This window comes from Rufibacter ruber (genome assembly GCF_001647275.1).
GTDB lineage: Bacteria > Bacteroidota > Bacteroidia > Cytophagales > Hymenobacteraceae > Nibribacter > Nibribacter ruber_C.
Map to the genome: position 1 here is coordinate 1 of NZ_LRMM01000101.1, position 12,247 is coordinate 12,247.

The following is a 12,247-nucleotide window of genomic DNA, read 5'->3' on the forward strand; positions in this document are numbered from 1 at the left end:
CCAGAAGTGGGAGAAAACCCCAGTGCGTTTCTGGCCTGTTTTCCGGAAACAGGCCAGAAACGCAACTCCTCTAGCAAAGGTGCACCTGCCATAACGGATGTGCGCAGCACGGGCTCGCCCCAGGCTAGCGGATCAGCAGCGGTTACGTGCAGAGGCAGAATGAGCAAGTAAGGAAGTAGCAGGAGAGGAACAGCAACCAGTCCTGGGGGTGAGCGCCTCTGTTCATACGGTGCCGAAGGCAACGCCAAAGGCGTAGTTTTAACAGCAGTGCTCACCGCCAGGACGGGGCCCCGCGGCCGTGAGCGCTTAATGTAAAAGATGAAACAATGCAGCAAATAAACCACCGCGTCAAGCGCTAAAGCCCAGGCAACAGCGAACTACGCATTCCAGCAGCAGCAGATGGGGCTATAAAACTATTATCCCGTAAGGCACTACTGCACCATCGGCCACAGCCCAGGGGGCAGCGAACTACGCCTTGCCCCTGCAGCAGCAAACAATAAACCGCTACAAAACATGCCGCTGATTCTCACTCACATTCGCCAGTGTCCATTCTACACGCCCAACAAAAGCATGCTCCCGCACGTGGCAGTCTGACTTGGTACAGAGGCGGCAACTGACCGGGGGCAGGCAGGGGTCCAGGTGTACGAAGAGTTCTACCACGTCTCCCATCTCCTGGGTAATCATCTCTTGCAGCAACTCCACCTCTTTGTGGGACTGCTGCAGGTTAAAATACCAGGGCAGGGTAAGGTGGCAGTCAATGTGCAGCTGGCTGCCGTACTTAATCACCCGCAGGTTGTGCAGGTCAATCCAGTTCTCCCGGCGTGCTGGTTCAGCACCGTGATGATCCGGTCCATGAGGTGATGATCGGCCTCATCCATGACCCCTGAGATAGAATTGCGCACCAGACCATAGCCGGTGTAGGTGATAAAGGAGCCGAAGATGATGGCCACCACGGCATCTAACCAAAGCAGGCCCGTAAAGTAGATGCACCCCAGGCCTATGGCCAGGCCAGCGCTGGAGTAGGCGTCTGAGAGAAGATGCTTGCCGTTGGCAATAATGGTGAGCGAGTGCCGGTCGGTTCCCCTCTTTACCAGATACCGCCCTGCCAGGTAATTAGCGGCGCCGGTGGCCAGGGTCAGGAAGATACCCACATCCATTTTCTGGATGGGGTGGGGATAGACCAGGTTGTAGGCAGATTTGATGATAATGCTTACACCGGCCAGGGTGATGAGAGCCCCCTCAAGGCCAGAAGAAAGAAACTCAATCTTGCCGTGCCCGTACGGGTGGTCCTGGTCTTTGGGTTTGGCGGCCAGGTACACACTGTACAGGGCCACCCCGCCCGTCACAAAATTGATGATTGATTCCAGCGCATCAGTTAAGATGGCATTTGAATTGGTCAGGAAATACGCAACAAATTTAACCCCCAGCAGGACCAGAGCCAATACCAGCATCTGCGCCATGAGGCGAATAGGAGAGACGGCTGGCGAAGAGGTGGACATAGGACGTACGTTAAACTTCCCTTTGCTCTTACAACGGTGAAAAGCCAAGAGGGGTGCAAAAGTACGGCTTTTTTACCGCTTCGCTAAGAGCCTGTTGAACATTTGCCTTTATTGCTCAACCGGTCAGCCTGGAAACTGCCTAAGAGGTTTGAGCACTGAGGCCAGCGCCACCAAGGCAGGCCTTGCTATGCACCAGATGCAATATAAAAGGCAAGGTTAAAACCTGCTCTAACGTACATCTATCAGAAGCCGGGCAACCGCTGTATGTGCAATGGTTGCCAAAACGTATAGAAACCGGGGTGGTTAGTTAAACAGAAGGCCCAACAGCCACATCACCAGAGAGGCAAGCAGACCTAAGAAGAAAAACAGGAAGCCCAGGAATGGATTCATAACTTTAATTTAAGGTAAGTAAATGTAAAGTTATTGTTTCGGGAATGCAACAAAAATATGGGAAAATACATAAGACCCTATTGCAGGAGTGGCACATATCCCCTAAATTCGTTGTCGGTACATGTAATCAGGCCAGCTTTAGTGTATGAATGTTTCAGTTAAGAAGAAGGTTGCGGGACAACCCATTGAGAAGCTGCTAAAAGACAGCCAACTGCTTCCGGTTGACAAGACTTTTGTGAATGCCTCCATGGCAAAGCTGCAGGCGTTGCGCCAGCAGTACATGCAGGCCCCGGATGCTGGTAAAAGCGTGTTCAAGTTGAAACAGGTGCCCAAAAAGAAGAAATAGCCAAAGCGGCTGCGCTTTCTCCTGAGCCTGAGTCTTCTCAGCCTGGCCAGCGTTCCATCTGCCGCAACCAGCCAGATGAGGCCACTCCTCTTCACCCCGAAGACTGGGAGAGACATGCCCGCCCGCTTCTGGGTTTGGGGATTGCTGTTCAGATAAAAGCTAAAGCAGGACTGGGGTGAATAGAAAAGCAACGTCTCCGTTTTGCTGTTTCTGAGAAAACAGGCCAAAAAAACGGAGACGTTGCTTTTTAGGCAGAATGATTATTCTATCTAACCTTCCTGCAGGGCAATCTTGATCAAAGTGGCGGTGTTACGCGCTTTGGTTTTTTCTATCAGGTGCTGGCGGTGAGACTCAATGGTTCGTTTGCTGGCGAAGAGCTTGTCAGCAATCTCAGCGTTGGTATAGCCTTCGGCAATGAGGCGCAACACCTCCATCTCCCGCTTAGAGAGTTCTAAGGGCGTTTTCTGCGGAGCAGAGGCTTCTGGGTTATTGGCTTTGTTGAGCAGGTTCACCGCAATCTCAGAGCATATGTATGAATTGTTGGTAGCTACGGTCTTGATGGCGTGTACCAACTCATCACGGCCGGCGGTTTTCAGCACATAGCCCAGGGCGCCAGAAGAACGCACCTTGTGCACATAGCTGTCCTGATCCAGCATGGTGAGCACCAGCACCTTAATGTCAGGGTGTTTCAGCTGCAATTGCTTGAGGGTTTCATAACCGTCCATTACAGGCATGTTCAAATCCAGCATGACCACATCTGGGGTGATCGTTTGTAAGAGATCCAGGAGTCTCTGCCCATTTTCTGCCTCTCCAATTATTTCAATAGTTGGTTCTGTCTTCAGCAAAGATTTCAGCCCATCTCTGATCAAGGTGTGATCATCTACCAGAATTACTTTTGTCATATCCTACGTTTACCACTTACTGATTGAGGTGAAAAAACTTTCATTTTTAAACTTAAAATGAAAGTTAGGGGTTTATACGCAGAAGGCGGAAAACATACATAAACTCATAGAGATTTACAGTATTTGCACTCAAATTCAGTATTTATACTTATGTATGAAATTGAGTAGAAGTATCATTTTTTTGCGGTTAATTGATCGCTACTTTTGTAAGGGGGGAGTAGAATAAAAAAGACACCTTTAGAAAGCAGATGCATCTGTACGGCCATGGAAATTCAAACGAAGGTAACAGGTGGGGCTTTGTTTGCTACGTTAAAAGGTACGCTAGACGGTAGTACGGCAGAGGCAATCATTAAAAGGTTGCAGTTGGAGGCCCTCTCACCCCCCCGGCACCTCCTGATAGACATGACAGGGGTGGAGCACGTCACCGCCACCGGCCTGCGGGGCTTGCTGCCGTTTGTGCAGCAGATTCAGAGACAGAAGAAAATGTTACTTCTCTGTGGTTTGAACAAAGCCATAGAAGCGCTTGTCAATAACTCAGGGTTTGATTCACTGGTAAAGGTGCTGGATTCTCCAGAAACAGCTGAGTTGTATTTAAAGAATAATTAATAAATTAAATTGTGTTTTGTGATCCTAAATTACTTACTTTAATAAAAAAAAGCCAATGAAGATCACATATGAGGAGGGGGAGCAGGCGTACATCTTGCGTTTGAACGGCGAGTTAGATGCATCTACGTGCCTGGAGTTAGACAGAGAGATTGAAATGGCATTATGCAGACCTATTGAACAACTCTGGATTGACTTTGAGGAGTTGAAATATATTTCCTCAGCTGGGTTGGGGGTGATGATCTCGCATCTGGGGTCATTTGAGGCAAGAAACATTAACCTGGTGCTTTACGGCATGAGTGACCATGTCAGAAATGTGTTTGAACTCTTGGGCCTGCACATGCTCATGACCATTGTCCCGTCTAAAAAAGAAGCCGAGCTGCAAGTAAAATAACCTCTGCGGCCGTTCTATATCACTCCTTTCTGCCACCTGTCACACCAACTTTATAGGGAAACATTTACGCGCAGTGCTACACGCTCTTCAAACGGGCCTTCTGTGTCTGGCGCGGGCGTCTGCGGGTGCCAAGGGTTCTGATTTTAAGGCGTTTTACAGAAAGTAGCCCCTATCCCTAACCCGGCATTGCCGCCGCGGGGCAGTACCAACGGCAAAGCTGTTTTTGGCCTGTTTTTCTGAAAACAGCAAACGCAATATAACCTAATGAGGCAGATCAATGGTGACGGTGGTGCCTTCGCCGGGGGCGGAGTCAATCTTAATGGTGCCCTGTAATAGTTTTACCCGGTCTCTCAGGGTAGCAATTCCCATCCCTTTCAGGTTTTTGGTTTGCCATTCTGCCGGCATTCCCTTTCCGTCATCTACCACCCGTATTCTAATGGTAGGGCCCTTGTCTACCACCTGCACCAGGGCAGAGGTGGCCTCTGCATGCTTCATCACGTTGTTGAGGAGCTCCTGCACAAACCGGAACAGGTGCGTCTCCAGGGTATGGTCTACCGGTTGGTCAAAGCCCGTGACCACGCACTGTACCGTAAAGGAACCGGTGGAAAGCCGGGTGGCCAGGTCTTTCAGGGCAGACTTCAACCCGAAATCCTGCAACACCCTGGGTATGAGCTCATGCGCCAGCGTGCGGGTTTCCTTAATGGCCTCCTCCAGGAACCTGGAGACCTTCTGCAGGGGCAGTAACGCTTCTTTCTGCACATTTCCTTCCAGCTGAATGTCTTCCAGGTTGAGTTTGGTGGCGTACAGCAGCTGGGCCAGGCTGTTGTGCAGGGCTTCGGCAATGCGTTTGCGCTCCTCATTCTGGGTGGTGAGCACGGCATCCATGATCCCTTTCTGCTGAGACAGCTTAAAACTGGTTTCTTCGGCCTGCCGCTGCCGCTGTTGCGTGATGTCATGCACAATGACCAAGGCACCGGCCACTTCTTTTGCGGCGTTGGTGAAAGGCACCAGGTTCACCTCAAACATGCGCCCGGTCTCCAGCCCCGGAATCTCATAGGTGGTGAGGTGCTCCCCCCGCAACACCCGTTCTGCCTGCTGCTGCACGTAGGCCTGGTGTTTCTGTGCAAAGAGCAACGGCAGCGGCTTGCCCAGCACCTGGTTTTTGGAGACCTGCAGTACCTGTTCCATGGCTTTGTTCCAGGAGGTGACACACAGATTCTGGTCAAAGGCCATGATGCCGTCAATGCTGTTCTCCAGCAGATTCTCTGAGAATTCTTTCTGGTTGAGCAGGTGCTCCTGCGTTTCAATGAGGTCTGTGACGTCAATGGCGAAGGCAATGCCGTATTCCCGCTGCGGGTCAAACAGCCCGAAGTTCTGGTAATAGGCATACAGGCCGTTAAATTCTTTGCGCTCAATAAAGTTTACCGCCTCACCGGTCAGAATTTCTTCCAGGGAACTCTCAAGCTGGGGGAAAAACTCAAACAGGTTGTGCCCCACCAGTTCATTGTCAGCAATGCCCAGCCTTCTTAAGCCCTTGCCCCGCAGCTCCAGATAGGTGCCGTCTTTGTTCAGGATGCCTAAGATGAGCGGAAGCTTCTGGATGAGCTGGTCTAAGATGAAGTTGCGCCACTGCACCTCGGCCTCCACCCGTTTCTGCTCGGTTACGTCCAGGCAAAAACCTATGGCTTCGCCCGAAAGGGAATCCTGGAACAGGTACACCTGCTTGAACACTTTCTCCTCGTCAATCTCAAACTCGGCCAGGGTACTGATCTTGTTTCCCTGCAAGGTGTCTTTGATCTGAGAATCCAGTTCTTTGTGCACGGCGGCAAAGGTCTGGCCTATCAGTTGGTTTTCTTTGAGCCCCAGCGCCTTTAACCCAGACCCCCTGGATTCCAGCACCTGGCCGTCTTTGGCAAAGCGCCAGAGGGTTACGGGCAGGTTGTCTAGAATGGCGGTAACCGTCTCGTGCAGTTGCTGCAGCTCCAGGTCCTGGCGCTTCTTGTCTGTCAGGTCCATGGCTACGCCCACCAGTTGGGTGGGCTGGCCGTTGGTGTCCCGTTTAAAGACCGTCTCCCGGAACTGTATGTGCCGCCAGCCGCCGTCTTTGGCTTTGATGCGCACATCAGATTCCAGAACCTCCCCGTCTTGCACGTCTGCAAAGCGCTGCGGGCGGGTAAGCAGCAGGTAGGCATCTTCTGGGTGGTAGAGCGTGTCCAGCAGCTCCCGCGGGTGCCCCACAATGTCTTGGGCGGAGTAGCCCAGAAAGGCCAGGAAATTGCGGTTGTTGTAGATGTTCCGGCCTTGGGCCAGGTCTTCAATGTACAGAAAGTCTGGCATGGCCTCTGCCATGGTTTTGATCATGTGCTGACTTTCTTTGAGCTGCTCATACGCCAGGTGCCGCTCGGTGATGTCTTCAAAGGTGAGTACAAAGCCGTCATCCAGTTTCACGGCCACCATGTTGAGCCAGTACTCCTGGTTTCCTTTTCTGTAATGAGAGGGAAAAGTCTGGGTCTGGCCGGTTTCCACCACCTGCAGGTAGCGGGCAAACCGGCCGGAGGTGATTTCTTCCGGGACTTCCTGCGAGAGGGTGGTATGGCGTAACTGGGCAAAGGTGGTGTGCATGAACTCCTCGGCGGCCCGGTTCAGGAGCACCCATTCAAAATCTTCAATCTGCCCCAGAGCGTTCCTGACGGCCTTGAACACCTGTATGCCGTTAATGGCGCTGTTGATAATGCCCTGCAGCAGCTGCTCACTCTTCTTGAGGGCCTTATCTGCCTTTTTGCGCTCGGTTACATCCAGGAACACCAGGCGGTAGAGTGGCGGTTGGCCCTCTTCCTGCAGGCGTATGGCCTCTACCTGGGCGCAGATGGCCTCACTCTTGGTAGGGTATAGCTCTAGTTCTGTGCGGTGGGAAGCGGGGCTGCTTTGAATCTTTCTGAGAAGGGAGTAGAAATTTGCGATGCTATTGGGCTGCACAAAAAAGCTGAAGCGGGTGGCGTGGAGTAGTCCAAGAGGGTGGTTGAGCAACTGGGCGGCGGTGCGGTTGGCTTCCTCAATAAGGCCGTTTTCATTTAAGGTAATGTACCCAAATGGGGCGGTGTCATACAGTTCCTGATATTTGTTACGGGCCTGTTCCAGCTCGGCGGCCGTCTGCTCCAGCTGGTGGTTCTGCATCTCCAGCTCAATCTGGTAGGTCTGCAGCTCCTTAATCACGGCGCGCACCTCCTCTGGGGTCATTTTCTCAGCTTCCTCTACGGTCACCAACCGCTGCAGTTTCTCTGCCCGCTCGCGTAATTTTGAGTTCTGGTGTGCCTGCATAGGAGATATGGGTAATGTCATGATTTCTGGGGGTGAAATGAAGACGTTTTATGGTAGGCCCAGGTGAACTGCCCGGGAGGCAGGCAAAGTATGATTGTTGCCTGCTACCCAGAAAGTGTTCCTGTTTGCGTTTTGGGGCTGTTTTTAGAAAAACAGCCCCAAAACAGACGGTAAAGAATGCCCGCCCTTTGCCGCTAATCCCCGGTGGAGGCAAAGGGGATCACACTCCTTTTTTATTTTTCTTTCTTCTGCATGACAACAGAACGACGAAGTTAGTACTACGGTGGTGGCTGCTTTCTGTTTTGGGGCTGTTTTTAGAAAAACAGCCCCAAAATGCATATGATATTTCTTGGTCACCGCTGCTGCCTGGCAATTTTTTCCCGCCGCAGGGGCAAGGTGGTAAAAAAGCGGGTGCCTCCGGTATATAAACCCTTCAGCCGTTGTTACTTAACTTTCTTTGCCTATATAACTGTAATGGCCAGGATAATTTTAAATGTCTTGTTGTCTTTATACGCTACCCGGTGGGTTTTCAGCCGCATATTTCTAAGCCCCAGAATGGGGAAATGGTGCTCCAGCGCAAAGTTGTGCAGGTCTTTGCCCTCTATGAGCACCTGCTCCATGGCCTCATGCAGCGCCTGAATGTCCCACTGGCCGTTGCCCAGGTGAAAGAGCAGTTGCCCTTTTACCTGTTCCGGCACCAGTTTAAAGGTTTCAATGAAGTTCTGGCTGGCCATTTCTACCCGCAGCAGGTGGTCCAGCACCACCAGCGGCTCCTGCACCAGGCCCACTATGGCCCCCGCGTACAGGTGGGTGGCCGCCAGGTTCAGTTCCATCTCCTTGTACGCGGTGATGTTGGTGAACGTGAGCACAGAGCCGTTTATGAAGTTGTCTACCGTGCGGTACGGCATAATGCGCATAGAGTACCACTGCTTCTCATCTGCCGTTTGCAGGTGCACCTCTTTGCTGCGCAGGCGGGTGATCACCTCTTTCACGTCTTTGGTGATGTCCTGGTACTTGAGGTTGGAGGCAATATGGGTGATGGAGCGCCCACATCTGACCTGATCAGGTTGAAGATCTGGGTGGCCTGCGGCGTGAAGTTCTTGATGTTGTTGTGCTGGTCCAGAAAAATGGTGGCCAGCTCAGTGCTGTCCAGCAGGTTCTTCATGTCATTGTTGGAGTTGATCAGCTCCTCAGTCTTGGCCTGGTACTGCAGGTTAATGGTCATGAGCTCCTCGTTCAAAGACTGCAGCTCCTCTTTGTTGGTCATAGATTCCTCATTGGTGCTCTGCAGTTCCTCATTGGCGCTCTGCAGCTCCTCATTGGTAGACTTGAGCTCTTCCAGCGAAGAATGCATTTCCTCTACTGTGGTCTGCAGGCGCTGCTTGGTGAACTGCAGCTCCATCTCCAGCTGGGCAATGATGTCATCTTTCTGGGTGTTGGTTTCACCGGTGACCTTTGACCTTCTCGGTTTTTTCTTGGCCGCCGGCAGTTCCTCAAACACTACCATGAGAAAGTTCTTTACAATTTCTGGTTCCATTAATGGCTTAACCGTGAGCTTGATGTGCTGGGTGCCCACCTCGTTGCGCACCTGCACATTCTCAACCATGACCACCTCGCGCAGCAGGTTGGCCTTGTGTATGGCGCTGTTGAGTTCATAGTTGAGGCCCTCACGGGCCATGTCAAAGATATTGAGCTTGGCCTGGCCGGGGGCCGGCTCCAAATAGCGGCCAGTGCGGCCGTGTATGTAAAAGATATCGCCTTTGGCGTTGATGATCACAGACGGCGGGGCAAACTGGTCTAGCATAATACGGTGCACCGCCGTTGACATGGTTGATTCTCGCTTCACTTGTAAGTCTGGTTCTGGCAGAGGTTTAACGGGCTCTGTGGTTGAAAAGGAAAATGGGAAATCTATGCGGGACATGGGCACGGTAGACTCTGACCGCTGGTAGATTTTCCATTTGACATCTAATGCCTGAAACAGGTCTGGGTGCCCGCCAATGGTCTCAGAAGAACCCAGCATGAGAATGCCCCCAGGGTTCAGGGAGTAATGGAAGACGGGAAACACCTTGCGCTGCAGTTCTGGTGACAGATAGATGAGCAGGTTACGGCAGGTGAGCAGGTCCAGTTTGGTAAAGGGGGCGTCCCGGTTCACATTATGGAGGGCAAAGACCACCTTCTCCCGCAGTTCTTTCCTGATCTGGTACTGGCTGTCTATCTTTACAAAATACCGCTTCAGGCGCTCCTGAGATACATCTGCGGCAATGTTTTCTGGGAAACTGCCGTTGCGGGCGCGTTCAATCGCGGCTGGGTCAATGTCTGAGGCAAAAATCTGAATCTTCAGGTTCTGTATGGCCGGGTGCTGCTCAATGCACTCCTGCAGCAGAATAGCCAGGGAGTAGGCTTCCTCGCCGGTAGAGCAGCCTGCCACCCACACCCGCACGGTGTCGCCTTCTTTCTTCTCCTGCAGCAGGCGGGGCAGGTATTTGCTTTTTAACAGCTCAAAGGCATCTTCATCCCTGAAAAAACGGGTGACGCCAATCAGGAATTCTTTGAAGAGCAGTTCCACCTCGGCCGGGTTATCCTGCAGAAAGCGCACGTACTGGGCAAACTGTTTGGTCTGGTGCAGGTTCATGCGGCGCTCAATGCGCCGGAAGATGGTGTTGCGCTTGTACTTGGAGAAGTCATGCCCCGTCTGGCTCCTGATCAAATAGAAGATCTTCTGCAGTGACTGCTCAGACTTTTTGCTGTCCAGCAGCGGGCGCCCTTTCTGGTGAGGGAGGTTGGAAAAGTTGACCAGTTTGGCCGGCATTTCCTCAGGGGCCAGCACGTAGTCTACAAAATCTGTTTTGATGGCGCTGCGGGGCATGTTGTGGAAGAGTGCCGTCTCGGGGTCCTGTACCACCACCATGCCGTACTGCTCTACAATGGTCTTGAGCCCCAAGGTGCCGTCTGTGCCCACGCCGGAGAAAATAATGGCCACCGCCCGTTCCCGCATCTCCTTGGCCAGGCTCTGGAAGAAGAAATCAATGGGCATGCGCTGGCCTGAGGGCAGAAATGGCGGGTGTAATCTGAATACGCCGTTCTCTACCCCGGTTTCCTGTTGCGGCGGCACCACGTACACCTGGTTTGCCTCTAGCGGCAGGTTCTGCTGTACCTCTTTCACGGGTAACACGGTGTGCCGCTGCAGAATCTCCACCATGTTACTTTTAAACTCGGGGGCCAGGTGCGGTATCACCACAAACGCCATGCCCGGGTTTGCCGGAACATTCTGAAAGAAGGCCTCATACGCTTCCAGTGAGCCCGCTGAGCCCCCAGCCCCACCACCAGGAAATGCTGGGGTACGGCCGTGCCTTCTGCGGGTAAGAGGGAAGCTTCTGTAGGTTTTCTATCCGGCGCAGCCGAAGCTGGGGTGGCGTTTTTCTCTGCCATGGAAATGCATAAAAGGTCTAAAAGTAAAAGGCTGCTCAGAATGGCAGCCTTCCGGATGCGTCTGAGATTCCTTGAAACGAAAGCAGAGGCACTTCACCAATTTACATTTTTTTTAAAGGCCTACCGCTAAGTTAAGGAATGAAGCGGGTGAAATACCGTATTTATACTGCACTTTTTAAATATATGAGGCGGTTAATGGTCATAGACGGGGGCAAGGCCGTACACCATGATCATTTTGTTGGCCATACCCGTAAACACTTCTAATGCGACCCAACCCTACTACCCAAGCAAACCATCATGATGTTATTGTGGTGGGTACCTCAGCCGGCGGCATGGCTGTACTTATCAAGCTGCTGGAGCAGATGCCGGCCAGCTTGCCTGCCTCTGTTTTCATTGTTCAGCACCTGGCGCGCAACTCAAACGTGCATATTCTGGTGGAACGCCTGAGTAAAAACACTGAGCTGATCTGTGAGGTGGCCGAGCATGAGAAGACCTTTGAGCCGGGCCACGTGTACTTCTGCCCCCAGGACCATCACCTGCTGCTGCAGAAGGGGCGCATGCTGGTCACCAAAGGGCCGCGGGAGAACCTGTTCAGGCCGGCCATTGACCCGCTCTTCAGGTAGGCCGCGGCGGCCTATGACTCCCGTGTGATTGGCATTATTCTTACCGGTATGCTGCAAGACGGCACGGTAGGCATGCAGGCGGTCAAGCGCAGCGGCGGCCTCACCATGGTGCAGCTGCCCGCTGAGGCAGAGTACCCAGACATGCCCCAAAGCGTGATGAATGAGATGGAGGTGGATTATGCGGTGCCGGTAGGGGAGATGGGGCTGCTGCTGCAGGAACTGGTCTCTGTACCGGCCTCTACTGACCACGCCGTGCCAGATGACATCAAATACGAGGCCACCATTGCCGAGCGGGTAATGACCCAGGGCAACGGCCATTCTGAGGATATGGGGCTGCTGGGGCCACAGGTACCCATTACCTGCCCAGACTGCGGCGGTGCGCTGTGGGAGGTGAAGAACGGGCATCTCAGCCATTTCCGGTGCCACACGGGCCATACGTTTACCCCAGAGACCTACCTGGCCGGGAACATGGAGGCCCTGGAGGAGACCATGTGGGTGGCGCTGCGCATGCTGGAAGAGCGCCGCACCCTGCTCAGTTCCATGGCAGACCAAGACCGCCGGCGGGGGAGCAAATATTGGGCGAATACTCAGGAAGAACGCGCCGATGAGCTGAAGGTGCACATAGAACGCATCAGAAAGGTGCTGCTGGCCAACGCCAACTCCAAAAACCAACAGACCCAGGAGAATGACGCAGACGCCGAATGGGCATAATCTGTTTTCGGCCTGTTTTTGTAAAAAAACAG

At 52.8% G+C, this 12,247-nt stretch carries 8 protein-coding genes and 2 pseudogenes; 5 read left to right on the forward strand and 5 right to left on the reverse strand.

Translation table 11 applies throughout. From position 1 onward, the window contains the following. Window positions 1–504 precede the first annotated feature (504 nt). Window positions 505–786, reverse strand: a complete 282-nt coding sequence (locus A8O25_RS23590; RefSeq protein ID WP_206598727.1) for a cation transporter dimerization domain-containing protein — start codon at window positions 784–786, stop codon at window positions 505–507. Further along, a complete protein-coding gene (locus A8O25_RS21010; protein ID WP_206598728.1) occupies window positions 783–1,499 on the reverse strand; it encodes a cation diffusion facilitator family transporter in 717 nt (238 codons plus the stop codon). The genes A8O25_RS23590 and A8O25_RS21010 overlap by 4 nt, the downstream gene beginning before the upstream one ends. Window positions 1,500–2,034: 535 nt before the next feature. Here A8O25_RS21010 and A8O25_RS21015 point away from each other — a divergent pair. Then, window positions 2,035–2,235, forward strand: a complete 201-nt coding sequence (locus tag A8O25_RS21015) for a hypothetical protein (protein ID WP_066839419.1) — start codon at window positions 2,035–2,037, stop codon at window positions 2,233–2,235. A 269-nt stretch (window positions 2,236–2,504) separates the two neighbouring features. On the opposite strand, the gene A8O25_RS21020 is transcribed toward A8O25_RS21015, so the two are convergent. After that, window positions 2,505–3,137, reverse strand: a complete 633-nt coding sequence (locus A8O25_RS21020) for a response regulator (RefSeq protein ID WP_066839421.1) — start codon at window positions 3,135–3,137, stop codon at window positions 2,505–2,507. A 264-nt stretch (window positions 3,138–3,401) separates the two neighbouring features. Between A8O25_RS21020 and A8O25_RS21025 the strand changes: the two genes are divergently transcribed. Continuing rightward, a complete protein-coding gene (locus A8O25_RS21025) occupies window positions 3,402–3,743 on the forward strand; it encodes an STAS domain-containing protein (RefSeq protein WP_066839425.1) in 342 nt (113 codons plus the stop codon). Between the two features lie 55 nt (window positions 3,744–3,798). Next, on the forward strand, window positions 3,799–4,134 hold the full coding sequence (locus tag A8O25_RS21030; RefSeq protein ID WP_066839427.1) for an STAS domain-containing protein: 336 nt from the start codon (window positions 3,799–3,801) through the stop codon (window positions 4,132–4,134). Between the two features lie 261 nt (window positions 4,135–4,395). Here A8O25_RS21030 and A8O25_RS21035 read toward each other — a convergent pair whose 3' ends face one another. Next, window positions 4,396–7,473, reverse strand: a complete 3,078-nt coding sequence (locus tag A8O25_RS21035) for a PAS domain-containing protein (protein ID WP_082893809.1) — start codon at window positions 7,471–7,473, stop codon at window positions 4,396–4,398. A gap of 104 nt (window positions 7,474–7,577) precedes the next feature. On the opposite strand from A8O25_RS21035, the gene A8O25_RS23120 reads away from it, so the two are divergent. Continuing rightward, window positions 7,578–7,880 carry a hypothetical protein gene (locus tag A8O25_RS23120; protein ID WP_153042865.1) on the forward strand — a complete coding sequence of 101 codons (303 nt, stop codon included), beginning with the start codon at window positions 7,578–7,580 and terminating at the stop codon, window positions 7,878–7,880. Window positions 7,881–7,913: 33 nt separating this feature from the next. Here A8O25_RS23120 and A8O25_RS24420 read toward each other — a convergent pair. Continuing rightward, a pseudogene (locus A8O25_RS24420) lies at window positions 7,914–10,753 on the reverse strand (CheR family methyltransferase); the annotation flags it as partial. A gap of 391 nt (window positions 10,754–11,144) precedes the next feature. Between A8O25_RS24420 and A8O25_RS22780 the strand changes: the two are divergent. Continuing rightward, window positions 11,145–12,215: pseudogene (locus tag A8O25_RS22780) on the forward strand (chemotaxis protein CheB). Window positions 12,216–12,247: the final 32 nt, after the last annotated feature.

Bases quoted from the DNA above. Each gene is read 5' to 3' on its own strand.
- A8O25_RS21010 (WP_206598728.1), bottom strand. From the start codon at position 1,499: ATGTCCACCTCTTCGCCAGCCGTCTCTCCTATTCGCCTCATGGCGCAG.
- A8O25_RS21015 (WP_066839419.1), top strand. From the start codon at position 2,035: ATGAATGTTTCAGTTAAGAAGAAGGTTGCGGGACAACCCATTGAGAAG.
- A8O25_RS21020 (WP_066839421.1), bottom strand. From the start codon at position 3,137: ATGACAAAAGTAATTCTGGTAGATGATCACACCTTGATCAGAGATGGG.
- A8O25_RS21025 (WP_066839425.1), top strand. From the start codon at position 3,402: ATGGAAATTCAAACGAAGGTAACAGGTGGGGCTTTGTTTGCTACGTTA.
- A8O25_RS21030 (WP_066839427.1), top strand. From the start codon at position 3,799: ATGAAGATCACATATGAGGAGGGGGAGCAGGCGTACATCTTGCGTTTG.
- A8O25_RS21035 (WP_082893809.1), bottom strand. From the start codon at position 7,473: ATGACATTACCCATATCTCCTATGCAGGCACACCAGAACTCAAAATTA.